Source organism: Peribacillus sp. N1 (assembly GCF_054600815.1).
Genome location: NZ_BAAHZO010000006.1, coordinates 104,534 through 129,990 on the forward strand (window position 1 = coordinate 104,534; position 25,457 = coordinate 129,990).

The 25,457-nt window shown below is 40.8% G+C and carries 27 protein-coding genes; all 27 read right to left on the reverse strand.

Going from position 1 to position 25,457, the window contains the following annotated elements; genetic code table 11:
- The 27 genes from fliY to sucC all read right to left on the reverse strand — a co-directional run bounded on the left by fliY (position 1) and on the right by sucC (position 25,412).
- Complete coding sequence (fliY, locus tag ACYP5M_RS21255; protein WP_459735499.1) at positions 1-1,218, reverse strand: flagellar motor switch phosphatase FliY; 1,218 nt, start codon at positions 1,216-1,218, stop codon at positions 1-3.
- The gene (gene fliM, locus ACYP5M_RS21260; protein ID WP_260357085.1) at positions 1,208-2,206 is read right to left on the reverse strand and encodes a flagellar motor switch protein FliM; all 999 of its coding nucleotides are present in this window, start codon (positions 2,204-2,206) and stop codon (positions 1,208-1,210) included. The genes fliY and fliM overlap by 11 nt, the downstream gene beginning before the upstream one ends.
- A 53-nt stretch (positions 2,207-2,259) precedes the next feature.
- Positions 2,260-2,688 carry a flagellar basal body-associated protein FliL gene (fliL, locus tag ACYP5M_RS21265; RefSeq protein WP_459735500.1) on the reverse strand — a complete coding sequence of 143 codons (429 nt, stop codon included), beginning with the start codon at positions 2,686-2,688 and terminating at the stop codon, positions 2,260-2,262.
- Positions 2,685-2,903 (reverse strand): flagellar FlbD family protein, encoded by a 219-nt coding sequence (locus tag ACYP5M_RS21270; protein WP_459735540.1) that lies wholly within the window; start codon positions 2,901-2,903, stop codon positions 2,685-2,687. Before ACYP5M_RS21270 ends, fliL begins: the two co-directional genes overlap by 4 nt.
- Positions 2,904-2,948: 45 nt before the next feature.
- Positions 2,949-4,214, reverse strand: coding sequence for a flagellar hook protein FlgE (locus ACYP5M_RS21275; protein ID WP_459735501.1), 1,266 nt, complete (start codon positions 4,212-4,214; stop codon positions 2,949-2,951).
- Between the two features lie 76 nt (positions 4,215-4,290).
- Positions 4,291-4,437, reverse strand: a complete 147-nt coding sequence (locus ACYP5M_RS21280) for a hypothetical protein (protein WP_434169072.1) — start codon at positions 4,435-4,437, stop codon at positions 4,291-4,293.
- 85 nt (positions 4,438-4,522) lie between these two features.
- A complete protein-coding gene (locus ACYP5M_RS21285) occupies positions 4,523-4,669 on the reverse strand; it encodes a hypothetical protein (RefSeq protein ID WP_434169071.1) in 147 nt (48 codons plus the stop codon).
- Between the two features lie 11 nt (positions 4,670-4,680).
- On the reverse strand, positions 4,681-5,316 hold the full coding sequence (flgD, locus tag ACYP5M_RS21290; RefSeq protein WP_434169070.1) for a flagellar hook assembly protein FlgD: 636 nt from the start codon (positions 5,314-5,316) through the stop codon (positions 4,681-4,683).
- 8 nt (positions 5,317-5,324) lie between these two features.
- Entirely contained in the window at positions 5,325-6,632 is a 1,308-nt protein-coding gene (locus ACYP5M_RS21295) for a flagellar hook-length control protein FliK (protein WP_434169069.1), read from the reverse strand.
- A 25-nt stretch (positions 6,633-6,657) separates the two neighbouring features.
- A complete protein-coding gene (locus tag ACYP5M_RS21300; RefSeq protein ID WP_459735502.1) occupies positions 6,658-7,275 on the reverse strand; it encodes a MotE family protein in 618 nt (205 codons plus the stop codon).
- 4 nt (positions 7,276-7,279) lie between these two features.
- Complete coding sequence (gene fliJ / locus ACYP5M_RS21305) at positions 7,280-7,726, reverse strand: flagellar export protein FliJ (RefSeq protein ID WP_230177503.1); 447 nt, start codon at positions 7,724-7,726, stop codon at positions 7,280-7,282.
- A gap of 2 nt (positions 7,727-7,728) precedes the next feature.
- The gene (gene fliI, locus ACYP5M_RS21310) at positions 7,729-9,048 is read right to left on the reverse strand and encodes a flagellar protein export ATPase FliI (protein ID WP_434169067.1); all 1,320 of its coding nucleotides are present in this window, start codon (positions 9,046-9,048) and stop codon (positions 7,729-7,731) included.
- A gap of 2 nt (positions 9,049-9,050) precedes the next feature.
- Positions 9,051-9,824 (reverse strand): flagellar assembly protein FliH, encoded by a 774-nt coding sequence (fliH, locus tag ACYP5M_RS21315; RefSeq protein WP_459735503.1) that lies wholly within the window; start codon positions 9,822-9,824, stop codon positions 9,051-9,053.
- The gene (gene fliG, locus ACYP5M_RS21320) at positions 9,808-10,827 is read right to left on the reverse strand and encodes a flagellar motor switch protein FliG (protein ID WP_459735504.1); all 1,020 of its coding nucleotides are present in this window, start codon (positions 10,825-10,827) and stop codon (positions 9,808-9,810) included. The genes fliH and fliG overlap by 17 nt, the downstream gene beginning before the upstream one ends.
- A gap of 13 nt (positions 10,828-10,840) precedes the next feature.
- A complete protein-coding gene (gene fliF, locus ACYP5M_RS21325) occupies positions 10,841-12,439 on the reverse strand; it encodes a flagellar basal-body MS-ring/collar protein FliF (protein WP_434169065.1) in 1,599 nt (532 codons plus the stop codon).
- Between the two features lie 93 nt (positions 12,440-12,532).
- Positions 12,533-12,841, reverse strand: a complete 309-nt coding sequence (gene fliE, locus ACYP5M_RS21330) for a flagellar hook-basal body complex protein FliE (protein ID WP_459735505.1) — start codon at positions 12,839-12,841, stop codon at positions 12,533-12,535.
- A gap of 23 nt (positions 12,842-12,864) precedes the next feature.
- Positions 12,865-13,323 (reverse strand): flagellar basal body rod protein FlgC, encoded by a 459-nt coding sequence (gene flgC / locus ACYP5M_RS21335; RefSeq protein ID WP_076366538.1) that lies wholly within the window; start codon positions 13,321-13,323, stop codon positions 12,865-12,867.
- Positions 13,323-13,721, reverse strand: a complete 399-nt coding sequence (gene flgB / locus ACYP5M_RS21340) for a flagellar basal body rod protein FlgB (protein WP_434169064.1) — start codon at positions 13,719-13,721, stop codon at positions 13,323-13,325. The genes flgC and flgB overlap by 1 nt, the downstream gene beginning before the upstream one ends.
- Before the next feature lie 755 nt (positions 13,722-14,476).
- Complete coding sequence (gene codY, locus ACYP5M_RS21345) at positions 14,477-15,256, reverse strand: GTP-sensing pleiotropic transcriptional regulator CodY (protein ID WP_057278408.1); 780 nt, start codon at positions 15,254-15,256, stop codon at positions 14,477-14,479.
- Between the two features lie 107 nt (positions 15,257-15,363).
- Complete coding sequence (hslU, locus tag ACYP5M_RS21350) at positions 15,364-16,773, reverse strand: HslU--HslV peptidase ATPase subunit (RefSeq protein WP_048684871.1); 1,410 nt, start codon at positions 16,771-16,773, stop codon at positions 15,364-15,366.
- Between the two features lie 12 nt (positions 16,774-16,785).
- Complete coding sequence (gene hslV / locus ACYP5M_RS21355) at positions 16,786-17,313, reverse strand: HslVU peptidase proteolytic subunit (protein WP_048684874.1); 528 nt, start codon at positions 17,311-17,313, stop codon at positions 16,786-16,788.
- Between the two features lie 20 nt (positions 17,314-17,333).
- Positions 17,334-18,236, reverse strand: coding sequence for a tyrosine recombinase XerC (gene xerC, locus ACYP5M_RS21360; protein ID WP_048684877.1), 903 nt, complete (start codon positions 18,234-18,236; stop codon positions 17,334-17,336).
- Positions 18,237-18,295: 59 nt separating this feature from the next.
- Positions 18,296-19,603, reverse strand: coding sequence for an FADH(2)-oxidizing methylenetetrahydrofolate--tRNA-(uracil(54)-C(5))-methyltransferase TrmFO (trmFO, locus tag ACYP5M_RS21365; protein WP_101224639.1), 1,308 nt, complete (start codon positions 19,601-19,603; stop codon positions 18,296-18,298).
- 399 nt (positions 19,604-20,002) lie between these two features.
- Entirely contained in the window at positions 20,003-22,078 is a 2,076-nt protein-coding gene (topA, locus tag ACYP5M_RS21370; RefSeq protein WP_230177515.1) for a type I DNA topoisomerase, read from the reverse strand.
- Between the two features lie 267 nt (positions 22,079-22,345).
- Positions 22,346-23,212 (reverse strand): DNA-processing protein DprA, encoded by an 867-nt coding sequence (dprA, locus tag ACYP5M_RS21375; RefSeq protein ID WP_230177517.1) that lies wholly within the window; start codon positions 23,210-23,212, stop codon positions 22,346-22,348.
- A gap of 118 nt (positions 23,213-23,330) precedes the next feature.
- On the reverse strand, positions 23,331-24,233 hold the full coding sequence (gene sucD, locus ACYP5M_RS21380; RefSeq protein WP_101224637.1) for a succinate--CoA ligase subunit alpha: 903 nt from the start codon (positions 24,231-24,233) through the stop codon (positions 23,331-23,333).
- An 18-nt stretch (positions 24,234-24,251) separates the two neighbouring features.
- Positions 24,252-25,412 (reverse strand): ADP-forming succinate--CoA ligase subunit beta, encoded by a 1,161-nt coding sequence (gene sucC / locus ACYP5M_RS21385; RefSeq protein ID WP_101224636.1) that lies wholly within the window; start codon positions 25,410-25,412, stop codon positions 24,252-24,254.
- Positions 25,413-25,457 lie beyond the last annotated feature (45 nt).

A 25,457-nucleotide genomic window follows, 5' to 3' on the forward strand; every position in this document is an offset into this window, starting at 1 on the left:
TTATCTTATTTTATTTAATCGGTCACTCTGACTCATGATATCCGTAACACGCACTCCAAAGTTTTCATCAATAACCACTACCTCGCCTTTTGCTATCAAGCGGCTGTTTACCAGGATATCCACTGGCTCTCCCGCTAATTTATCCAATTCGATGATCGATCCGGAGGACAGCTCCAAAATATCCTTGACGGAGCGTTTCGTTCTTCCAAGCTCCACAGTTACCTGCAAAGGGATATCCATCAGCATGCTGAGATTTTTCGTTTCAGACTCCTGAAGCTGATAAGGCTGAAAACTGGTGAAACTGGCAGGCTGAACATTTACCGGCTGTCCTGTTGGTACGGATGAAACACCAAAATGTTGTGGTACATTCGGTATTTGGTTCATAGGTTGGGTTTGGTGATTGCCTTGTCCATAAGTTTCTTTTGCCGATCGATCAGACCGGCTGTCCTGTAATGGTGCCCGCTCCTGAGTTGGAATGTTTGTTACTGGTTCACTTAGTACTTTTGGCGTTTTCATCTCGGCAGGATCGCTTTCGCCCGTTCCATTTAATAATTCGGAAACTAACCCTTTAGCAAACTCTAACGGCAGCAATTGCATGATACTGGAATCAATTAAGCTGCCGACACGGAGACGGAATGAGATTTTTGCAAATAAATCCTCGTCCGGTATCGCATTTTCACCTTCACCATTTAAAAAGTTAAGTAAATCTATGCTAGGTGGAGAAATATCCACTTTTTTACTGAAAATGGTCGACATGGAAGTCGCAGCAGAACCCATCATTTGGTTCATGGCTTCCTGAACAGCACTCAATTGAATTTCCCCAAGCAGGTCTGAAGGATTCTCCCCATCTCCCCCAAGCATCAAATCCGCAATGATAGCAGCATCGCTCTGCTTGATGACCAGCATATTTATACCTGAAAAACCTTCTGTATATTGCACTTGTATCGCTACATACGGATGCGGGAATTCTTCCGCGATCTGTCCCCTTTCAATCAATGTAACCGTCGGAGTGGTGATATCCACTTTCTGATTCAACAAAGTGGATAGGGCAGTGGCCGAACTTCCGAAGGAGATATTACCGATTTCACCGAGGGCGTCGAGTTCCATCATCGATAAATAATCGTCAATCGAGAGAGGGAACACCTCATCTTCTATATCACTTGTACCTTTTAAAAGGGCATCTATCTCGTCTTGCGAAAGCATTCCATCACTTACCATCCTCGTCTCCCCCTTTCAAAATATCAAGAATCTGGATAGCATGTTTTTTTCCTACTTTTCCTGGCTGCCCGCTGTATTTTGGAATCCCTCCAATGGTAATCGTCAAAGGTTCATCGATTGCCTTATTTAAATCGATGACATCGCCAACATCAAGCAGCAAAAAATCCTCGATGGTGATGTCCGTGGAACCAAGTTCGGAAATAATGGGAAGATCTGCGTTTCGGATACGCTTTTCCAAAATCATGATTTCCTCCGGGATTTTTTCCTTTTGGGAATTTTCCATCCAATAATGAGCGGATAACTTTGGTATGATCGGTTCCAATACGACGTGAGGAATGCAAACATTAATCATTCCACTCGTTTCGCCGATTTGTGTATTCAAGGAAATGACCACAACAGTATCGTTGGGTGAAACCAGTTGTAAAAATTGTGGATTCACCTCGAACTCTGTCATCACCGGCTCGATTTCAACAATCGTTCCCCAAGCCTCCTGTAAATTTTCAAAAGCTTTCTCGAATAAATTCGACATGATCTTCGTTTCTATTTCCGTTAAACTATCCACCTTATTCTCGCTTATGCCCCGCCCGCCCAAAACGCGATCCATCATGGAATAAGCGATATTCGGGTTGACCTCAAGAATGATCCGGCCATCCAAGGGCGGCACCTCAAAAACATTCATGATGGTCATTTTAGGAATCGATCGGATAAACTCTTCGTAAGGTATTTGATCTGCCGAAGCAACGGATATTTGGACATATGTTCTAAGCTGAGCAGAAAAGTATGTGGTCAGCAGCCTTGCAAAGTTCTCGTGTATCCTGGTCAAACTCCGGATTTGATCCTTAGAAAACCGAAGCGCCCTTTTAAAGTCGTATACTTTCACTCTTTTTTCTACTTCTTCTTTTTTTAAATCATCTGCATCCATTTCACCTGTGGAAATGGCCGATAACAAAGCATCGATTTCATTTTGCGATAATATTTCCCCGGACATTAACACTCACCTCCAAAGCTTCTCCTTCTTAATTTAATGAAGCAAGGATGTTCTTATTGCAGAATCGAGGAGGTTATATAAACCTTTTCAACTTTTCCTTCTTCCATTAATTCATTCATTCTAGTCTTTAACGCTTCTTGAAGCTTTTCCTTGCCTTTTTTACCGGTTAACTCTTCCGCTTTCATTTCTGATAGTTCGGTAATGATGATATTTTTCACTTGAAAATTTCTTTTTTCCAACTCTTCTTTTGCTTTTTTATTTTCTGTTTGGACCGTAAATGAGATTTTGATATAATCATTGCCGGCAAGATTCGTAGTAATTTCAGGAATCTCAACTGATGATTTGATAATTTCGTCAATGCTAGGTTTATCTTCGGCAGATGTGGTCTCAGATAACTTTGTCACAACTACGACCGCTATGACACCAACAAGCGTTATAGCCACGAGTATAATCAACATAATGGTCAATAGATTTTTTTTCATGAACTTTCCTCCACATCCTTACGAAAACCGAGAATATTAACAGTACGATAAAATTGTATAATACCTTCAACCAGTTCCTCTTCCTTCTCTAGCACAACGATTTTCTTACCATTTGTAAAGGTAATGGTCGTATCTGGCAATGACTCGACTGTGTCTATGTACAATGCATTGATATAAAAGCATTTTCCATTTAGCCTTGTGACTTTGATAATGATATTTAGGAGCTAGGGCAAAAACACCTGGCTCCTCCCTCCCTTAACCTATCGTTTTAAGTTAACCAATTCCTGTAGAATTTCATCCGACGTCGTGATGATCCTCGAATTTGACTGGAAACCACGTTGAGCTACGATCATTTCAGTAAACTCTTCGGATAAATCCACATTGGACATTTCCAAAGAACCTGATGCAATCACACCGCGCCCCTCACCTGCGATATTGATATTTGCAGTACCTGAATTTATTGATTCCTGAAAAGTATTGCCACCGGTTTTCGTCAAGCCAGATGCATTGGAAAACTTGGCGACGGCAAGTTGGCCTAAGGTAGTGATCAGACCGTTGGAATAAACGCCATTTATTTCCCCTGATGAACCAATATTAAAACTTTCCAGTTTACCTTCTTTATTACCATTCGGATTTACAAGAGCAGTGGTGGAACCTTTAACTTGAGTAAGATTCGAGAAATCAAAATCCAAATTAACTTTTTGTACGCTTTCATCGACTGCAGTATCCGAGTCATCCTCTTTGCCGCTTGAAATGTTTATGGTTTGACCTGCCTGGGTTTTATCAGCTGCCACTATCTGACCATTAGCGTCGAAATTTATCGTAGTGAACGGTTTTGGTTTAGTAGCTGATGTATCCCCCAAAGGAGCAGGTTCTTCATCAAAAACCTCCCATTTATCATCACCGTTTTTTTGGAAAAAGATAGTTGCCGTTTGTTCTTTACCCTTGTCATCCACAACTTTCATTTGCTGGCTAAATACGGTACCATCAATTGCGTCAGCAGCTAGATTTCCACTTACTGATATTTTAGTGGTGGTAATGGCAGGTAAAATCGCATTGACGTTAACAGCAACATCGCCAATCGTTTTTGATCGTTTCCCGTTTTCATCAACCTTGTAAGCCTGCACTTTCAAACCATTCGCGTTGACAAGGGTACCATTATCATCCAGATAAAAGTTTCCTGCGCGTGTATATGAAAGAGAATCCCCTTGCTTGACGACGAAATAGCCATCACCGGATATTCCTAAATCAAGATCGCGGCCGGTGGTTTGCAGGCTTGACTGTGTATGGATCGTATCAATTGTAGCAATCGTGGAGCCCAATCCAATTTGTTTAGAATTGGTTCCTCCTTTATTGGCTGTTGCTGCACTTGCACCAGATACCGTTTGGTTCATTGCATCACTGAATGTCACACGGCTTTTTTTGAAACCATATGTATTGACATTGGCGACGTTATTACCGATAACATCCAATTTTGTTTGTAAGTTTTTTAATCCGCTTATTCCCGAATACATTGAACGAAGCATGGTAAAGCTCCCCTTTCATATATAGACTGCTTCCGTCATTCCACAGTCCAGGCTTCCTCTTTCAGGTCCAGCCTATTTATCTAAAATTATGGTTCCGTTGATGTTCATGAAGGTTTTGTGATGTTGCTTCTTCCCTGTTCATGACTGTGATGACCATATTGTTTTTCGGGCTTACTATCAGTGCCGCATTCTTTGTAATGATAAGAGATTCGTTTACACCCATTTTTTTGGCCTCATTGGCTTTAAGAGCTATTTGTCCCAGGTTTATGACGCTATTTCTCCTTTGACTCATCCGAAATTGAGCATGTTTACTGATGGTCAATTTTTGATTTTGTGCAGACAGCAGCTTGAAAATGCTGTTGGAAGCCTTGCTGGATCATCCGCCTTTGCCTTAACGGCAATTTTCTTTGTGCCATCAGCTGAGAGGAATTTGCTTGAAAACCAAGTTTATTCATATTCCCGCCCCTTAAGCTTCAGCGATTTTTATCAATTGCTCTGATGATAACTTGGTTTTGTTTTCATCATCCACTTCAATTTGCAGTTTGCCATTACTCATGGATACCGAGATTACTACAGCTGATGTCTCTCCATTTTTTTCATCCATCCAGGAAACGCGCTTGCCTATTAATTCACTTGCCGCCGTCAAGCTATTCGACGTGGAACTTGTTTGTTTCATTGCCGAGATATTTGCGGGTTCAAGCTTTGTGCCATCTTCTAAAAGAAAATAAACGCCATCACCCTTATATTGGATCGATTTAACCATGCCTGTTCCTTCTTCTATCGTAAGGTCATCATCGCCTTCATCCAGTTTATGCCAAGTGACTTCCTTTCCGACAAAAGAGTTATAGTTCATTAAACTATTTTGTTGATTGATCCCGATTATTTCTTCCATTTGGGCTCCCATATTCATCATCTGTTCCAGAGAAGAAAAAGTGGCCATTTGGGCGATGAATTCCGTATTGTCCATCGGGCTTGACGGATCTTGGTTTTGAAGCTGGGTAAGCAGCAATTTCAAGAAATCATCTTTTCCCAATGCATCCCCGGTTTTTCTGTTTTCAGTTTGAGATTTTGATAATAATAGTGACGTATCGATGGTCGTCATTTTTTCACCTACACTTCCAGATTTAACAAAGCATCGGCAAGGGATCCCGTAAATTCGCTTTCCGTCTCATCATTGCTTTCTTCCTTACTCTCCTGTTGTTCATTATGTTCATCCGCATCTTTCTGGCTGAATTTCTCAGAGTTAAAAGCATTGAAGGTCTGTGATATTTCAATTCTTTCAATTTGAATGTTTTGTCCGCTAAATGCTTGTTTTAAACCATGAATCTGATTCTCCAGCATATCTTTGGCCTGTGCAGTAGTAGCCAGAATCTTGGCTGAAAGCATACCATCCTTTTGAATCAGCTCGATTCTTAGGGACCCTAAATGTTCAGGATTCAATCTGATCAACAGTTTATTTACACCGTTATTTACGCTAAAGTTTGCCTTACTTAGAATATTTTCAAATTGCTTAACGAACTCTCCTTGGCTGGCAGTTTGCTCAACTTTGGGAGCTGCCAAGACGAATTGCTCCAGCTTTGTCATGAAAAAAGGCATACCAGACCCTTGATGTTTACCGCTATCCAGGCTTTGCAAAGTCACACTGCTAGCGACTGCTCCGTCTTTATTTACCTTGTCACTCCCAGATGAATGAGGGAATGCGCTTTTAAATGTTTCTATTGCTTTAGTTTGCCCTGTCTCCAAAGTGTTGGATTGGTCAGGTTCTGTTTTTGATTTTGGTTGAATGGACAGCCATTTCTCCAGCTTCCCCGTTATTCCTTCAAGCAGGTGTTTCATTTGTTTCTGCATGGCCGCTTCATCTTGTGTCATGTGCTTATTCTCCGAGAGAAGATCTTGAACTTTCACCAATTTCAAGAGATTCACCACACCAGATAATGGTAGGTCATGCCATTCTTCTTCGCTCAATAAAGTAATTTTTTTCAGGGTGGTATACAGTTCCATCACATTGGCTGATAACAAACTTTGTGGATTCAGGCTGAAGTCATCACCTTCTTGTTCTAAATCCAGTTCCTCGATGCTCGCAAAGAAATCATCAAGCGCACCCTCATCATTTCCAACTATATTTTTTAGGGCCTGTAAAATAAGGTTGCTGTCTTGTTTGTTTACTGAAGGGTCAACGGCTGGACTCTCTTCCCCTTTATCACTTAACCTTTCAAGCTTCAAAAAACCAAGCAAATCGTTTATTTTAGACATTCGTCCTTCAGGGTTGCCGCCTATATCCGATGGAATGGGAGGTTCTGCCACTATCGCTGATTGAAGGACTGATCCAAACCTTGAATTAGTTTGCTGATTTGGCTTAATTGGTACCTTTAGACTTAATGATGCCAAGGGAAGTAAAGAATTAATGGCAGAATTCATATATTCACCTCCTAACTCTTTCCACTTAAGGACTTTGTTCCGTTAGTTTCTTCGTTAACCTTGCAGCATCAGCCGTTGTCATTTGCTCCAAAACCTTAGCTAAAGTGGCTGCTTTCATACTTGAGAGAATCTCCAATGCATCTTCATCATTCATTTCGGTAATGATAGGTGCAGCCTTCTTGGGAGCCATGGTTTCATAAGTACGAATTATATCCTTGAACGCTTGTTTACTATTATTCTGACTATCTTTAAGTTGATTCATTTCTGTTTGAAGCTGCTGTTTTTCTGCTTCTGCCTTTTCAATGGCCTTGTCGCGTGTATAGATGATGCTCTCAAGCTTGTCTATCTCTTTTTCCTTGTTTTCAATCTCGGTTTCTAATTTATCGATCTTCATGGAAACTTTCTCATCACTCTTGGCTGGTTTATCTTTCTCTTCATCCTTTTGATCCGATTCAATGAAGGGTATTTTCGCAGACATATCCTTTGCCTTTTCCATTACATTCACCCCTGCAACTGTAAAAACGATCAACGCTACAGTTACCGCAAAGATTAATGGAATGAAGATGACAAGAAACCATTGAAACTTACTTATCTTGCTTTCTTCCAATTCTTCCAATCCATTAGATTCACTTTTTTTACGCATTCCATCACCTTACGCCTTTGCTTAAGAATTGCCGGATTGATATTTCATCCATTTGTTTGTTCTCAGCTTCCTTAATGACATCGAGGAATTTAAGAAAATCATTTTCTTTCATTTTCTCGTACTTTTTAACCTCGATATTTCTTTCCATTAATATATCCCGTTGAATATTCATCTTGTATCGCGCTTCAATGACTTCCTGTTGACAGTGGTTTAAGAGTTTTTCCAAGTTGTCCATAAATAACTGATGATGACGAATTTCCTGTATGGATAATCCATTTCGCAGCTTTTCCTGTTGAAACTCAAGCAACTCTTCTTTTTTCTTTAAAAGCTTATATAACTTTTCTGCCACTTCTTCAAATTTTTTTAAAGCAGCATTATATTTAGCTAGTGCATCGTTTTTTTCTTTTTCTTTGATGGTCAGGATCTTCTCGAATTTATATTGATAAATCATTATTAATCACCTTTCTCCATCAATTCGACAAGGGTATTGATACTATTATCTTTGGTAGCTTTTTCATGGGTTCCTTGCTTTAAAAATGAAATGATTTCCGGATAGCGTGTAATCGAGTTATCAATTTGTCTGGAAGAACCCTTCTTATAAGCTCCTATATTAATCAAATCTTCCGACTCCATATAGATTGATAAACTTGCCCGTAATTTTTCCGCGGCGTTTTTATGCTTGTCACCAACTATATTATTCATTACACGACTAATGCTCTTTAATACATTGAGCGCTGGAAACTGTCCTTTATTGGCTAAGTTTCGGTCCAGTATGAAGTGACCATCCAAAATTCCCCTGACAGCATCAGCAATCGGTTCATTCATATCATCACCGTCGACGAGTACCGTATAAAAAGCTGTAATGGTACCGAGCTGATTTGTACCCGTTCTTTCGAGTAACCTTGGCAGGATGGCGAAAACGGAGGGGGTATACCCTTTTGTCGTCGGCGGTTCCCCGATGGCAAGTCCAATTTCCCTCTGGGCCATCGCAACCCTCGTGACCGAATCCATCATCAGCATCACATTCAATCCCTTATCACGAAAATATTCCGCGATGGCAGTTGCCGTCAAAGCACCCTTTATCCTCATCAACGCTGGCTGATCAGATGTCGCCACTACAACGATTGATCGTGCCAGTCCTTCCGGTCCAAGATCTTTCTCAATGAATTCACGAACTTCACGGCCACGTTCTCCAATAAGACCGATTACGTTTAAGTCAGCCGTCGTATTCCTTGCTACCATACCAAGCAACGTGCTTTTCCCGACGCCGCTTCCTGCAAAGATACCAACACGCTGTCCTTTACCAACTGTTAATAAACTATCAATCACCCGGACTCCTACATCTATCGGTTCATTAATGGGAGGTCGTTTCATCGGATTCGGCGGATCTTGATCCACAGAAATTGTCGCCAGACCTTTTGGAAGGAGTGAGTCATCAATGGGATGTCCCAATGGATCGACTACTTTGCCAATGAGCCCGCTTCCCGCCTTTATCTCAAGGCTCCGTCCGCTCCCTTCCACGATACAGCCCGGAGCAATATCACTAACTGCTGTAAATGGCATTAAAATAACCATTTCATCACGGAAACCGACCACTTCGGCTAAGATTCGATTTTTCTTTTTTTGTTTGCCTGTATGGATATAACAAACATCACCTACAGAGCTTTCAGGGCCTTGAGATTCTATCATTAACCCCACGACACGTTTGACCCGTCCATAATGTTTGAATGGATCAACTTCATCAACCAAGGGCAATAGGTCTCTAGTTTTCATCTTTATTCCCCTTCCAGCAATTCAGTTAGTTTCACTTTTATTTCCTGCAGCTGACTGTCGACACTCGCATCCATCCTTCCGTTATCGGATTCGATGATACAGCTGCTTTCTTCAAGCTCATCATCCGGAAAGATATACAGCTCAGTATCTTTCGGAAAGATTGCCATCAACTCATCTTTATGAGAAAGAATCGATTGATATCGGATCGGATGGATATGCAATTGCACTTCACGGCAATCCCTCCCTTCTTTGATGGCTCTTTTGACTATGGATAAAAAAGACTCTTCATCTCTTTCAAGCTGTTGCCCGATAATTTTCTCTGCCACCTTCAGGGCAAGATTTAAAATAACGGTTTCAGATGATTCGATATGGTGCCGATAATCTTTTTTAGAGGACTCCACCACTTCTTTTGCGAAAGCTATTTCCGCGGCAATCTCGCTATAACCCTTTTGGATCCCATCTTCGACTCCCTGCTGATACCCTTCTTTTTGAGCTTGTTCGATAAACATTGCTTTTTCTTGATTCTCCCATTGTTCTCGGTCTTGCTGGATTTCAGCAGCAATCGCTTGGGCTTTTTGCTTAGCATCGAGCAATAACGTTTCCGCTTCCTGTTTGGCATCTTTGAGAAATTCATCAGATTGAATATAATGAAGTTTTTTTCGCTCATCTGCATCATCATTTTGAAGAAAGTCAAAAGGGCGAACTTTTATCGCTATCTTTTTGCTTTTCTCCTGGTTAGCCTGCTGGGATTTGATAATCCTAGACAATGATATCATCCCCTCCGCCGCGGGCAATCACGATGTCTCCAGTTTCCTCCAGTCGGCGAATGACGGCAACAATTCTTGATTGCGCTTCTTCTACATCACGCAAACGTACCGGCCCCATATATTCCATTTCTTCCTGGAACGTTTCAACCATACGTTTTGACATGTTTCGGAAAACGATTTCCTTCACTTCATCACTAGCCACTTTAAGCGATAGCTTAAGATCTTCGTTATCGGATTCCCTGACAACACGCTGAATCGCTCTGCCATCAAGGGTCACGATATCCTCAAAAACAAACATTCGTTTCTTTATTTCCTCAGCAAGCTCCGGATCTTGGATTTCAAGTGCATCCAAGATCGTTCTTTCCGTTGAGCGATCAACACCATTCAACACATCTACAACGGCTTCCACTCCACCAGTCTGTGTATAATCTTGGGTTACAGTCGCTGAAAGTTTTCTTTCGAGTATTTGCTCCACTTCATTGATGATTTCCGGAGAAGTGCTATCCATTAAAGCAATCCTTCTTGCAATATCGGCCTGCACCTCTTGCGGAAGCTCTGACAATATTTGTCCAGCCTGTGTGGGATCAAGATAGGACAAGATCAATGCAATGGTCTGCGGATGCTCGTTCTGAATGAAATTCAAGATCTGTCCAGGATCTGCCTTTCGAGCAAAGTCGAATGGACGAACCTGCAAGGAAGATGTTAAACGGTTAATGATGGCGGTTGCCTGGTCAGTCCCTAATGCCTTTTCAAGTACCTGTTTGGCATATCCTATCCCTCCCTGGGAGATGTAATCCTGTGCTAAAGCAATATTATGGAATTCTTCCAGAATTTCCTCTTTATCTTGGGAGTCCACTTTCCTCACTCCCGAAATTTCAAGTGTCAATCTCTCAATTTCCTCTTCGGAAAGATGCTTATAAACGGACGCAGAAACATCCGGGCCTAAGGAAATAAGGAGGATGGCAGCTTTCTGTTTGCCAGTCAATCCGTCTTTTTTTTTTCTATCTGTCATTTTCTTAAGCCTCCTAGTCTTCTGCTATCCAGCTTCTTAATAATTTTGCAAATTCATCCGGCTTTTCTTTTGCCAGCTTCTCCAGTTGTTTTCTTTTTAAAGATGCTTCTGTTTCCTTCTCTTTGTTCAGATCCGGAACATCGAATACAACTTCTTCCTCTTCAACCACGTACTCCTCTTCCATTTCAGCTTGCTTTCTGGAACGGAGGAATAAGATTAAGAGAATGATAATGGCAAGTATTAGCACTCCGCCGACTATGTATGCCCATATTGGTAACGAAGGTTTCGTTTCATCTTTTTGCAACTTCATTTTTCCATTAAACGGCTGAACGGAAATCGCAATTTTATTATTAAGCTCCTCGTCCGTCAGCTCTTCCCCTTCAGCTTTTTTCTCGATTGTCGTGCGGATTATCGTACCAAGGATTTGTGTAATATCATCCATACTCTGTTGAGATAAAGAATTTGGTTCGTCAGCTGTGGGCGGTTCGACCATGACCTGAATACCTAAATCTTTGACTTTATATGGGCTTTCGACTATTTCTTTCTTGATTCGATTCACTTCACTATTTATCGTTTCATCCACTTTTTCATAATCACCGGATCCGTTTGTGCCTTCAATATAACTCGATCCCAATGAATCTGAGGAATCCTCACTTTGCGGAACGCCTCCTGCACCTGCTGCGTCCCCGCTATACGATTCGTTGATCCTTTGCGCAGAAATCTCAATTCCAGCCATATTTTCTTCATCGACCGGTTCCACTAAATTCTCTTCCCGATTTTCTTGAGTGAAATCAATGTCTGTCGTGACTGAAACAACCACTTTGTCTCTCCCCATTATCGTTCCAAGCATATTTTGTACCTGTCTTTGAATATCGCGTTCTATTTCTTTTTTTATTTCGTTTTGGGTAGCAAATGCGGATGCGAAAGAAGAATTTTCATTTTCATAATCGAAGTACTCAAACTCTTGGTTCATAATGACGATATTATCTGTAGGGAGATTCGGAACACTTTTTGAGACCAGATGATAAAGGGAATTGATTTGACTTTCTTCAAATTTATAACCGGGTTTCGTATTCAATACAATGGATGCTGACGCTTCCCCAGCTGAATCACTGACAAAAACTCCTTTATCAGGGAGGGTGATCATAACACTGGCATCTTCTACCCCATCAATCTTTTTTATTAAACTTGCCAATTCCGTTTGCATCGAGTCCAGTTTAATGACATTGAATTCATTTTCAGTCATTCCGATACCGGCACTTTGACTAAAAAAGGAATAGTCGATACTGCCTGATTCCGGAATTCCTTCAGCTGCCAGTTCCACTTTAAGTGAATCCAGTTTTTCTTCTGGAACTTTTATGGTCGTCCCATTTTCAGAAACTTCATTCATAATCCCTTGACTGTCTAAATTTTCTTTAATGCTCCCCGTTTCCGAAGGAGTTAAGTTGGAATATAAGGGCACCAGCGTCGTACGCGTGGTTAAAATTGAAACTGCCGTAATGATGATGATAATTAATGCCGCTGAACCAATCATCATGAATTTTTGTTTTTTACTGCGGCTCGTCCAGTAAGCAGTTATTTTGTTTTTATAGTTCACTAGTACTTCATTCATTTAAATCCCCCGGTCAGTCTATGAATTTATGATTGGGGGACTTCTTTTCCCCCTGGTCATTTTTCTCTATATAATGAGGTTAAAAAATGAATGCTATATACTCATTTTCATCATTTCCTGGTAGGCTTCCACAACCTTATTCCGAACCTCTAATGTAGCCTGCATGGTAACACTGGCTTTTTGTGAAGCTATCATCACCGAATGAAGCTCAACATTCTCCCCATTAACCAATTTGGTTGTAAGATCATCAGATGCCACTTGTGTTTCGTTAACTTTATTCATTGATTCTTTTAATACCGACGCAAAATCTTGCTGCGATTCGTATGGTGTATTAGTATTGTTTTGCTCTTTTTTCAGAACATTACTTGCATTGTTCACTGCTGAAAGAGAAATCCCCTCCATATCAACAATCCCCTTTCAAACTTTCATTTCCCGATTTCCAAAGCTTTCATCATCATTCCCTTTGATGCATTTAAAACTGTCACATTTGCTTCGTATGAGCGTGTGACACTCATTAAATCAACCATTTCCCGAAGTGGGTCGACATTTGGCATTTCAACATAACCATCTTCATTGGCATCAGGATGTTCAGGATTGTAATCCAGTTCAAAAGGTGTTTTATCTTTTACTATTCCAGTCACCTTCACTCCATTCCCTACCTCGCTCGTTTTTCCTGATGCTGCGTTTAAGAAACTCGAAAAACCGTTTTCCTTACTTTGCAGCACAACTGATTTTCTTGTATATGGCTTCCATGTTTTTGATTCGGCGTCATATTCCGCCCTGGTAGTATCGGCATTAGCCATATTAGCTGAGATTACATCCATCCTTACCCTTTGACTCGTCAGGCTAGATCCGGTCATGTTTATACTTTGGAAGATTCCCATCACTTACCTCCTCTAATTACATTCTGCAATGATTGAAACTTACCTGAAAGCCTGTCGGTTACTGCATTATAATAAATCTGGTTGGCAGCAAGATCCGTCATTTCCTTATCAACGTCCACGCTATTGCCATTATTGTTATATCGGACATTTTTTTTCTGCGTCACGATGTTAGAAGCATTACTCCCCTCTGATTTGAAGGTGAAATGTCGTTCATCGGTACGATATGACTCCAGGGAAGATTCCAGTTCTCCCTTAAAGGATTGTGTTTTGTCGACTTCTTTAGCTTTATAATTAGGCGTATCCGAATTGGCTATGTTCTGTGAAATGACTTTTTGTTTGGCATTAGAATAATCAAGGGCATTTTCAAGCGATTGAAAAGTATTCGAAAATAATTCCACATCGATCACCTCTTTCTATAATTAACAAATAATTACTTTATCAATAAATTAACCCAGCGCATTTACGTTTTAATTTTAAAGAAACATTATAACTATGTCCATAAACAATACATAGACTTTAGACCTATTATCGTCGAAAATTGTCACAAATTGCTCAAATTTGTCGTTTTTATTAGTAAAATTACAGGGTTAATATGACGTTATATTACATTTTATTATGATATTCTACATATTAACCAAATTTTACTTCTATTAGCTTATATATCATATCGAAAAACAAATCTATATACCTGATACTTTAGAACTAATTTTCAATTTTACTTTAAATTATTTTTTTCATTTTAGTTGATTTAACCCTTTTAAATAAAGGATTCTTAAGAAAAATAAATGATTACTGCATTTTTTCTTTTTTTGAAAAAAAGCGGTTTTTTTAACGTACCGATCCATTCGACAAAATCCCCAACTGACTGTACCCCGTTATCCATAGTATTTTTAAAATCAAAAAGTACATCATCATTCATTTCCATCATATCGACAGTTATAATAATATAATTACCCTTTCAAGAAATATTTAACTATCTTTACTGCTTCTAATAGAAAACATGCCTATATTCACATTTCCATTTAATCCTTAATACCTTTTTTCCTTTCTACACCTGCCATTCACCTGCGTTAGCCTGTTAGTCCCAGAACAGCAACAGATCCAAATATCACAAAAAAAGGCAGCCCTTTTTAAGGACTGCCTTTTTAGTATGTTAATTATTTTTAAGCTTCTCTAATTCAAGTAGGAATTTATCGTTCAATACTTTGATATAAGTACCTTTCATTCCAAGAGAGCGTGATTCAATGACTCCTGCACTTTCCAGTTTCCTTAGTGCATTTACGATAACGGAACGCGTGATACCGACACGGTCTGCAATTTTGGATGCTACAAGCAGACCTTCATTACCTTTAAGCTCCTCAAAGATGTGCTCAATTGCTTCCAATTCACTGTAAGATAACGAGGATATCGCCATTTGAACGACAGCTTTACTACGAGCTTCTTCTTCTATCTCTTCTGATTTTTCACGCAGGATTTCCATACCGACTACAGTCGCACCATATTCAGCCAAAATTAAATCATCATCGTGAAATTTTTCTTGTAATCGGGCAAGTACTAATGTTCCTAAACGTTCTCCCCCACCCATAATCGGTACGATCGTTGTTAATCCAGTTGCGAAAAGCTCTTTATTTTCGACTGGGAAAGCAGTATATTCGCTTTCGATATCAAGGTTCGAAGAGGTTTCAGGAATATTGAAAAGGTTTTTTGTGTACTCTTCAGGGAATTGTTTATCTTCCAACATTTTGTACATGCGTTCGTTTTCAATTTGCTGGCTCACCGCTATGCCAAGTAATTTCCCGCGGCGGCTGACGACGAATACATTCGCTTCGATAACTTCACTTAAACTTTCAGCCATTTCCTTGAAGTTAACTGCTTTACCTGCTGCTTTTTGGAGCATTGCATTGATTTTTCTTGTTTTTGCTAATAAGTTCATTTGATTTGTTCCTCCTAAAAATACCATGGTTCACAATAACTATGAAGTTGTATTTCCGTAATTTTATGTTCATTGCGTAGGCAAATCATTGCCAAATTGTTTCTTAATTAAAGGATAAACTGGCTTAAATCTTTGTTCCGGGCGATAGAACCAAGCTTACCTTCGACATATTGGGGAGTAATTGTAATCTTCTCCATCGTTATTTCCGGAGCTTCAAACGATAAGTCTTCAAGCAACCGTTCCAAAATGGTATGAAGTCTTCTTGCACCAATATTGTCAGTGTTTTGATTTACTTCGAAGGCCACTTCAGCTATCTTACGAACAGCATCGTCAGAAAATTCAATTTCTATACCTTCAGTTTCTAATAAAGCAACATATTGTTTTAACAAGGCGTTATCCGGTTCATGAAGAATCCGTACAAAGTCGTCTACAGTCAGTTTGTTCAATTCAACACGAATCGGGAATCTCCCTTGTAATTCAGGGATTAGGTCGGATGGCTTAGCCATATGAAAGGCCCCTGCAGCAATAAATAGGACATGATCCGTTTTAACTGACCCATATTTAGTCACTACTGTCGAACCTTCAACAATTGGCAGGATATCCCTTTGGACACCCTCTCTTGATACATCCGCTGATGAACTTCCAGATTGCTTACTTGCAATTTTGTCTATTTCATCAATAAAGATAATCCCATTTTGCTCAGCCCCGTATACTGCATCGGAAGTGACCTCATCCATATCAATCAATTTTGCCGCTTCTTCATTTGTTAAAACGGTTCTCGCTTCACTTACTTTCAATTTGCGCTTCTTGCTTTTTTTCGGCATCAAGCTTCCTAAAGCGTCCTGCATGTTCATCCCCATTTGTTCCATTCCCGAACCTTGGAGCATATCAAACATCGAAGCAGCCTGTTCTTCCACTTCGACCGTTATCATTTCACTTTCCAACTCACCATTAGCCAGCTTTTCAGCGACGATTTTTCTTTTTTCCTGCAAACTTAAATCTTCGGAATTTTCTTCCGGGTCCTGTTCGTCTTGATTGTTATTGCCTCCAAAAAAGACTTCAAGAGGATTCTTGAAATTACTCTGTTTTTTAGTGGATGGCACTAATAGCTCTATTAAACGGCGATTTGCATTTTCTTCTGCCCGTTCCTTTACACTGGCCATCTTTTCTTCCTTCACGAGGCGGACGGAAGTCTCCACCAAGTCACGGACCATGGACTCTACATCCCGGCCGACATACCCGACTTCCGTAAATTTCGTTGCTTCAACTTTTACAAAAGGAGCACCTACCAATTTAGCCATTCTCCGAGCTATTTCTGTTTTCCCAACACCTGTCGGTCCAATCATTAATATATTCTTCGGAACGACTTCGTCACGAAGTTGATCCGAGAGAAGGGAACGTCGGTAGCGATTCCGAAGAGCCACTGCCACTGCCCGTTTTGCCTCACGCTGCCCTACGATATACTGATCCAGTTTTTCAACGATTTGCCTCGGTGTTAAATTAGCTTTTTTTGACATTTGCGCTCCTCCTTACAACTCTTCCACGATTATATTCGTATTTGTAAATACACAAATTTCCGCTGCAATTTGTAAAGATGATTGAGCGATTTCCTTTGCCGATAAGTGGTCGCTGGAAAACCGCATTAATGCCCTGCCGGCAGCCAATGCATAATTCCCTCCCGATCCTATGGCGAGAATCCCGTCATCCGGTTCAATTACTTCCCCGGTGCCAGAAACGAGCAGTAAATGGTTCTTATCCATCACGACTAGCATGGCTTCAAGCTTTCTCAATACATTGTCACTTCTCCATTGCTTTGCCATTTCAACGGCAGCGCGCTGAAGATTGCCATTATACTCTTCAAGTTTAGCTTCGAACATCTCAAATAAAGTGAAAGCATCTGCAACGGAACCTGCAAAACCTGCAAGGACATTACCATTAAAGATTTTTCTTACTTTCCTCGCTGTATGCTTCATCACTACTGAATTTCCTAAAGTAACCTGCCCATCACCGGACATGGCACATTCACCTTTATGATGCACTGCAAATATCGTTGTCATAAAGTGTCCCCTTTCAACATTTAAGGCCGCGGATGTGATGCATTGTAGACTTTTTTCAATTGGTCTTTTGTAACATGCGTATACACTTGCGTTGATGAAATTTTTGAATGACCAAGCAATTCCTGAACCGTGCGAATGTCCGCCCCATTATTCAATAGGTGTGTAGCAAACGAATGCCTTAGCATATGGGGATGAAGACTTCCATCTGCGGCTGACTTTTTAATCAATTCATTCAATATATAGCGAACTCCCCTAGGTGTCAGAGGGTCTCCACGAAAATTAACAAATAAATAAACATGCGCCTTGGCGTCAGACGAAGTCAATTCCATCCTGGCTGTACGTATGTATAAATCTATCGCTTCCTGTGCATATCTACCAACCGGAACGTAGCGATCCTTTTTTCCTTTTCCATGGATCAGTACCGTCCCTAAGGAAAGATCGATATCCTGCAGTTTAATATCACAACATTCACTTACGCGAATGCCTGTAGCATACAATAATTCCAGTAAGGCATTGTTCCTTATTCCTATCGGTGAATCTTTCTTTAAAGAAGAAAACAACTGATCCATTTCCTTCTCATAGAGAAAACGTGGCAGTCTTTGATCCTTTTTAGGTAAAGAAGCAAGGGAAAAAGGATTATCCTTCACATCACCTTCACGTAGTAAAAATTTATAAAGGCTCCGCAAACAAGAAGTTTTTCTTGCTACAGTGCGCTTAGAAAGTTTTTTCTCATATAAATTCGTTAAATATAACCGGACATCAAGATATTCAACGGACGTGATGTCCTCAATGCCCTGTTCATTAAGGAACAGAAAAAATTCGTGAATATCACGTTTGTAATTTTCAATGGTGTAATGTGAACTGTTCTTTTCAATTTGTAAATATTCGATGAAGGATGATAATGCCTTTTTTTGATTAATCATGGAAACACCTCGCAAAGGCTAATAAATAGTATCATACTTTAAAACAGCAGGCAAATATTTTACAAATTTTTCACAAAGTTCTGAATTGTGTCTAAAGCGCGTTTAGCATGCGTTTCATTCCGCTCTTTTTTGGATTTGATTCTCACTTCAAGGTCTGGAAGCAATCCAAAGTTGGCATTCATCGGCTGGAAGCTCTTACCATTCGTCGAAGTTATGTACCTTGCCATGCTGCCCATCGTCGTCTCTGCAGGGAAAATGATAGGATCCAATCCTTGGACGATCCTTGCAGCATTGATACCTGCAACCAAGCCCGATGCAGCCGATTCTACATATCCTTCGACGCCAGTCATCTGACCGGCAAAGAATAAATCATCCCGATTCTTGAATTGGTACGTAGGCTTCAAAACATTAGGTGAGTTTATGAAAGTGTTTCGATGCATAACTCCATAACGGACAATTTCCGCATTTTCCAATCCAGGTATGAGCTGCAATACTTCTTTTTGTGGACCCCATTTCAAATGTGTCTGAAAACCAACAATATTGTAAAGTGTTCCTGCCGCATCATCTTGACGCAATTGAACTACAGCAAAAGGACGTTTTCCCGTTTTTGGATCTTCTAAGCCAACTGGCTTCAATGGACCAAATAACATCGTTTTCTTCCCGCGTGATGCCATTACTTCAATGGGCATGCAGCCTTCGAAAAAGATTTCTTTTTCGAATTCTTTAAGTGGAACTGTTTCAGCAGCAATCAAGGCTTCATAAAAGCGGTCAAACTCTTCTTCCGTCATCGGACAGTTCAGATAAGCTGCTTCACCTTTATCATAGCGGGATTTCAAATATACTTTATCCATGTTGATGCTGTCTTTTTCCAGAATTGGTGCGGCAGCATCATAGAAGTACAAGTATTCTTCATCCATGATTTGCTTTAAGCTGTCAGATAGTGACTGACTTGTAAGCGGACCGGTTGCAATGACGGTAGGACCTTCCGGAATTTCCGTCACTTCTTCATTGATGACCGTTACATTTGGATGATTTTTGACCCTTTCCGTAACAAGACCGGCAAATTCATGACGATCAACAGCTAAAGCACCGCCAGCCGGTACAGCACAAGCATCTGCTGCGGACATGATGACCGAATCCAGAATACGCATTTCTTCTTTTAATACACCAACTGCATTTGTTAACGTATTTGCCCGAAGTGAATTGGAACAAACAAGTTCAGCGAATTTATCGGTATGATGGGCTGGCGTTTGTTTTACAGGGCGCATTTCATATAGATCGACTTTAATTCCTCTTTTTGCTAACTGCCACGCCGCTTCACTTCCAGCAAGCCCAGCACCGATTACACTTACTTTTGTTTCTTTCATTTTTCGAACCTCCATGTATAGATATGATAAGACAGGATCATTTATCATTAAAACTGCTTTCATAAAAGTTTCATTTTTAACGATATCTATGTATTTATACCCGAAATACTCATTCCTGCTAAAGATAATTTAAAGAATATGCCAGATAGCGGCATTCTTCCTGAAATCCTTCTAAAAAGGATAGCGGACACAAATAGGAATTATATCTTTAAAAGAATGTACTTGTCCACTGAATTTTACATCACATGGCTTAAATAAAAAAGTTTCAAGCTTTATCCATTTTCTTCTTGGAAGTAAGTCCACATACTATCATGATATCATACTTTCCTGAACATAAAGAAACTCGGCAGATGCCGAGTCAATTTATATTTAGAACAGTAAACGATTTCACGGTCTTTTCTATGCTTGGGGCAATTCTTTGAAATCACAATCCATGCACTGTACCTGGACGCCTTTTTTGAGTTTTTTCTCAACAAGTGTACCTTCACATTTTGGACAACTCCGCGGCAGCGGTTTATCCCAAGATATGAAGTCACATCCAGGATAGGTATCACACCCGTAAAATATGCGGCGTTTTTTACTTTTCCTTTCAATGATGTTTCCTTCTTTACATTTTGGACATTTAACACCGATTTCTTTAACGATTGGCTTTGTGTTACGGCAATCCGGGAAATTACTGCATGCCATGAACTTTCCATAACGCCCCATCTTAAAGACCATCCCATGTCCGCATTCCACGCAATCTTCACCTGCAGGTTCATCTTTGATTTCAATTTTCTCCATCTCGACTTCGGCTTTAGCCAAATGAACTGCAAATTCCTTATAAAATTCATCGATGACCTTTATCCATTCGATACTGCCTTCCTCGACGCTGTCGAATTCCTGTTCCATCTTGGCAGTGAACTCTGCATCAAGAATATCCGGGAAGAATTCGCGTATCAATTCAAGAACGATCTCACCAAGCTCTGTCGGGATGAACCGTTTATTATCCAAGGTAACATAGCCCCGTTTTTGAATCGTATCCAAGGTAGGAGCATATGTAGAAGGACGGCCTATTCCCAGTTCCTCTAGGGTTTTGACAAGACGGGCTTCAGTATATCGGGGCGGAGGCTGTGTGAAATGCTGCTTCGGCTCGATATCTTTTGAAAAGAATTGATCCCCTGTTTTCACATCCGGAAGTGCATTTTCCTTTTCTTCCACCGAGTCATCGGACCCTTCAACATATACCTTCATGAAACCCGGGAATTTAATTTTTGAACCATTTGCCCTGAAGATGACATCCCCGTTATGCAGGTCGATGCTCATCGTATCCATGACCGCCGAAGACATTTGACTAGAAACGAATCGTTCCCAAATCAATTTATAAAGACGGAATTGATCTCTGGATAAGAACTCCTTGACTACACCCGGTTCACGTAATGTGCTTGTTGGCCTGACCGCTTCATGGGCGTCCTGGGCATTGGTCTGTTTTTTCTCTTTGCGCTGTTCAACCTGAACATACTCTTTACCATAATTATTTTGGATGAAGGTATGGACTTCCTCTTTCGCAACATCGGAAATCCGGGTCGAATCGGTTCTCATATAAGTGATTAACCCGACTGTACCTTCCTTGCCAAGCTCGATTCCTTCATAAAGCTGCTGAGCAAGCATCATGGTTTTCTTTGCACGGAAATTCAATTTACGTGCCGCTTCCTGTTGCAGGGAAGAAGTCGTAAAAGGAGCGGCTGGATTGCGCCTTCTTTCTTTTTTAGCTACAGCTCCTATCGTAAATTCGCCGCCATTTAAAGAAGCGAGCACTTTTTTGACGTCCTCTTCGTTATTCAACTCCTTCTTCTCACCGCCAATGCTGAAGAAGGAACCTTCAAATTGTTCTTTTCCTTTTACAAAATCAGCCTTGATTGTCCAATACTCTTCAGGGATAAAATCTTTGATCTCCTTCTCCCGGTCAATGATCATCCGTACAGCAACCGATTGGACCCGTCCCGCGCTTAATCCTTTTTTCACCTTTTTCCACAAAAGCGGACTTATATTGTATCCGACCAAACGATCCAAGACCCTTCTTGCCTGCTGGGCATCAACCAATTTCATATTTATTGGCCTCGGTGATTTAAATGATTCTTTGATAGCCTCTTTCGTGATCTCATTGAAAACCACGCGGCAATCTGAGTTAACGTCAACATCAAGACTGTGAGCCAAGTGCCAGGCAATGGCTTCCCCTTCCCTGTCGGGGTCAGCCGCGAGATATATTTTTTTCGCTTTTTTTGCAGCGGTTTTCAATTCTTTTAAAACCGGGCCTTTGCCGCGGATAGTTATATATTTAGGTTCATATTCATGTTCAACATCGACACCCATTTGACTTTTAGGCAAATCGCGTACATGCCCCATGGAAGCCTTTACTTTATATTTTTTTCCCAAGTAACGTTCTATTGTTTTCGCCTTTGCCGGCGATTCCACAATCACTAAGTATTCTGACATCCAATAAATCCTCCTCAAAGAGGTAATATAAATCTTCACTATTATTAATCATTCAAAATTCATTTGTCAACACCTCTTTACTTTTCAAAGCAGGCTGATTCATTTATTTATAGGTATTTTGACAAGAGGTGCCATTTGCAAAACTTATAACAGTTTTACAATATTTTCAACCTTTTTGTCTAATAATTCAACCCATCCTTTAAAAAAACCACCTTTTTTTCTTTATTTTCCCTTTTGATTCTCCGTCTATCTTCTATATTATATTGTTCAAAACTCTTCCTCGATCTGCCTGGCACTCAAAACAAGTTTGGCACCATCAGAAATCAATTGATTGGTCCCCAGCGATTCAGGGCTCGTAACATTACCAGGAAGCGCAAACACATCCCTGCCGTGTTCCAAAGCAGCTTGTGCCGTAATAAGGGATCCGCTTCTTTCTTTTGCCTCGACCACGAATACTCCTTGTGATAATCCACTGATGATTCGATTCCGAAGCGGAAACATCCAAGGTTCCGCCCTCATTTCCGGTGGAGTCTCAGATATAAGCAAGCCTTTTTTGATGATTTCTTCAGCAAGGGGTACATTGGATTTTGGATATATTTGCATAAGCCCCCCTCCTAAAATCCCAATCGTATCTCCGCATTCGCTTAATGTGATCTTATGTGACTCTGCATCGATTCCAGCCGCCACTCCACTTATGATCACGAACTTTTTCTTTACAAGCGGTAATAGAATCGTTTTTAAGGCCTCCAGACCATACGAGGTTGGCTTACGTGTTCCAACAACACCTAGCGTATTCTTCCTTGTTAAAAGCCTCTTATCGCCTTTAAAATAAAGAACCCACGGAGGATCGAATATTTGCTTCAGCAAAAAAGGGTATTCATCATCGAAGATCGTCAAACAATGAATTTGACTATCTTTGTATATTTTAAGTTTATCGATGGTATTGAGTGAATGTAAATCTTTGAGAAAGAGGTTGAGCTTATTTGAAGGGATAGGGAGCATTTTTGCCCATTCAGCGTGATTCGTCGTGAACAGGGAAGATAATGATGGGTCATTGGACATGATTATTTGGATTGTTTTCCATCCTGCTCCGCGGCAATGATGGAGATGGATTAACTTTTCTTTTTTATTCAATTGGAAACGCCCCTAATCGGATATTTTTTTAAGTAGGTTAATAGTTATGGACTTGGTGTCTCCCGAGGAAATTGGAGGGAAAAAAAGGCCGACCCAAAAAAGGTCGGCCCAGCTTGAATCAATGTGTTTTACAAGGTTCGTAAATATCTTTTTCTTTCAAGACGGAGATCAATGTTTCACCCATTACGGATGGAGTTTCGGCAACTTTAATTCCACATTCGTTCATAACGCGGATTTTCTCGTCGGCAGTCCCTTTTCCTCCTGAGATAATGGCACCAGCATGACCCATGCGTTTACCGGCTGGAGCCGTACGGCCACCAATGAAACCAACAACTGGCTTAGTCATATTTTCCTTCACCCAGATTGCTGCTTCTTCCTCTGCCGTTCCACCGATTTCCCCGATCATGATTACAGCATGTGTTTCCGGATCTTCGTTGAACGCTTTCAAAACATCAATGAAATCCGTTCCGTTAACCGGATCTCCACCGATACCGACAGCCGAAGATTGCCCAATGCCTGCTTGCGATAATTGGTGAACGGCTTCATACGTCAAAGTTCCAGAACGTGAAACTACACCTACATGGCCTTTTTTGTGGATATACCCTGGCATGATACCAATCTTACACTCTTCAGGAGTAATGACACCTGGGCAGTTCGGTCCGATCAAGCGAGTTTTTTTGCCTTCCATGTAGCGCTTAACCTTGACCATATCCAAGACAGGAATATGTTCCGTGATACAAATGACAAGATCAAGTTCTGCGTCCACTGCTTCTAGAATTGCATCGGCAGCAAATGGAGCCGGTACATAGATAACAGATGCATTCGCTCCGGTTTCAGTGACAGCTTCGGAAACTGTATTATATACAGGTACCCCTTCCACTTCTGTTCCACCTTTACCCGGAGTGACTCCTCCAACGATTTTCGTGCCGTATTCCAACATTTGTTTTGTATGAAATAATGCTGTTGCACCAGTGATTCCCTGAACGATCACTTTCGTATCTTTATTAATATAAACGCTCATTATGTTCCCCCCTGCCTATTATCCTACAAGTGATACTATTTTTTGTGCTCCATCTGCCATTGATTCAGCAGACGTAATATTTAAACCTGACTCTTTTAGAATCTTTTTGCCAAGGTCCACATTCGTTCCTTCAAGACGAACAACAAGAGGGACATCCAGGCCTAGCTCTTTAGCAGCAGCCACGACGCCTGTAGCGATGATGTCACATTTCATGATTCCTCCGAAGATATTAACGAAGATGCCTTTAACATTTTGATCGGAAAGGATGATTTTGAAAGCCTCTTTCACTTTTTCCTCAGTGGCGCCGCCACCAACGTCAAGGAAGTTAGCCGGATCTCCCATATAATGTTTAATGATGTCCATCGTCGCCATAGCAAGACCGGCACCATTAACCATGCATCCGATATTTCCGTCAAGCGATATGTAACTAAGGCCATGTTTTGATGCTTCAATCTCTTTCGCATCCTCTTCATCCAAATCACGGTACTCCGCGATGTCTTTATGGCGGTAAATCGCATTATCATCAAAGTTCAATTTAGCATCAAGCGCCATTACATCGCCGTCGCCAGTTACCACTAATGGGTTGATTTCTGCGATTGAGCAATCTTTATCAACGAAAGCTGTATATAAGTTAACCATCAGTTTGGAAGCTTTATTTATAAGTGAAGCCGGAATATTGATATTGAATGCAATCCTCCGTGCCTGGAAACCAGTCAGGCCGACAACCGGATCGATTACTTCTTTGAAAATTTTCTCTGGTGTCTTTTCAGCCACTTCCTCAATTTCAGTTCCGCCTTCTTCAGAAGCCATCAATACGACACTGTCCGTAGCACGGTCAAGGACCAGCCCGATATAATATTCTTTTGTAATGTCGCAGCCTTCTTCGATAAGTAAACGCTTAACTTCCTTTCCTGCAGGACCTGTTTGATGGGTCACCAATGTCTTGCCAAGAATCTCTTCTGCATATGTACGCGCTTCATCAAGATTCTTCGCTACCTTGACTCCGCCGGCTTTCCCGCGGCCACCCGCATGAATTTGAGCTTTGACGACAACAACTTCCGTACCTAACTCCTTCGCTGCTTCCACTGCTTCATCAACAGTAAAGGCAACCCGGCCATTTGGAACGGATACCCCGTATTGTCGCAATATCTCTTTCCCCTGATACTCATGGATATTCATTTCCCATCCTCCTTATCTACTAAAAAACAACTTTGAAATTTAATG

Bases quoted from the DNA above. Each gene is read 5' to 3' on its own strand.
- ACYP5M_RS21280 (WP_434169072.1), bottom strand. From the start codon at position 4,437: ATGGGTGTAAACGAATCTCTTATCATTACAAAGAATGCGGCACTGATA.
- hslV (WP_048684874.1), bottom strand. From the start codon at position 17,313: ATGACAACGATATTTGCAGTGCATCATAAAGGTGAATGTGCCATGTCC.
- xerC (WP_048684877.1), bottom strand. From the start codon at position 18,236: ATGATTAATCAAAAAAAGGCATTATCATCCTTCATCGAATATTTACAA.
- sucC (WP_101224636.1), bottom strand. From the start codon at position 25,412: ATGAATATCCATGAGTATCAGGGGAAAGAGATATTGCGACAATACGGG.
- ACYP5M_RS21275 (WP_459735501.1), bottom strand. From the start codon at position 4,214: ATGCTTCGTTCAATGTATTCGGGAATAAGCGGATTAAAAAACTTACAA.
- ACYP5M_RS21295 (WP_434169069.1), bottom strand. From the start codon at position 6,632: ATGAATTCTGCCATTAATTCTTTACTTCCCTTGGCATCATTAAGTCTA.
- fliL (WP_459735500.1), bottom strand. From the start codon at position 2,688: ATGAAAAAAAATCTATTGACCATTATGTTGATTATACTCGTGGCTATA.
- fliM (WP_260357085.1), bottom strand. From the start codon at position 2,206: ATGTCCGGGGAAATATTATCGCAAAATGAAATCGATGCTTTGTTATCG.
- trmFO (WP_101224639.1), bottom strand. From the start codon at position 19,603: ATGAAAGAAACAAAAGTAAGTGTAATCGGTGCTGGGCTTGCTGGAAGT.
- codY (WP_057278408.1), bottom strand. From the start codon at position 15,256: ATGAACTTATTAGCAAAAACAAGAAAAATCAATGCAATGCTCCAAAAA.
- flgC (WP_076366538.1), bottom strand. From the start codon at position 13,323: ATGGGAATCTTCCAAAGTATAAACATGACCGGATCTAGCCTGACGAGT.
- sucD (WP_101224637.1), bottom strand. From the start codon at position 24,233: ATGAGCGTTTATATTAATAAAGATACGAAAGTGATCGTTCAGGGAATC.
- ACYP5M_RS21300 (WP_459735502.1), bottom strand. From the start codon at position 7,275: ATGCGTAAAAAAAGTGAATCTAATGGATTGGAAGAATTGGAAGAAAGC.
- fliJ (WP_230177503.1), bottom strand. From the start codon at position 7,726: ATGATTTATCAATATAAATTCGAGAAGATCCTGACCATCAAAGAAAAA.
- fliI (WP_434169067.1), bottom strand. From the start codon at position 9,048: ATGAAAACTAGAGACCTATTGCCCTTGGTTGATGAAGTTGATCCATTC.
- fliH (WP_459735503.1), bottom strand. From the start codon at position 9,824: ATGATATCATTGTCTAGGATTATCAAATCCCAGCAGGCTAACCAGGAG.
- flgD (WP_434169070.1), bottom strand. From the start codon at position 5,316: ATGACGACCATCGATACGTCACTATTATTATCAAAATCTCAAACTGAA.
- fliY (WP_459735499.1), bottom strand. From the start codon at position 1,218: ATGGTAAGTGATGGAATGCTTTCGCAAGACGAGATAGATGCCCTTTTA.
- hslU (WP_048684871.1), bottom strand. From the start codon at position 16,773: ATGTCAAAAAAAGCTAATTTAACACCGAGGCAAATCGTTGAAAAACTG.
- ACYP5M_RS21285 (WP_434169071.1), bottom strand. From the start codon at position 4,669: ATGAATAAACTTGGTTTTCAAGCAAATTCCTCTCAGCTGATGGCACAA.
- fliE (WP_459735505.1), bottom strand. From the start codon at position 12,841: ATGGAGGGGATTTCTCTTTCAGCAGTGAACAATGCAAGTAATGTTCTG.
- fliF (WP_434169065.1), bottom strand. From the start codon at position 12,439: ATGAATGAAGTACTAGTGAACTATAAAAACAAAATAACTGCTTACTGG.
- topA (WP_230177515.1), bottom strand. From the start codon at position 22,078: ATGTCAGAATACTTAGTGATTGTGGAATCGCCGGCAAAGGCGAAAACA.
- fliG (WP_459735504.1), bottom strand. From the start codon at position 10,827: ATGACAGATAGAAAAAAAAAAGACGGATTGACTGGCAAACAGAAAGCT.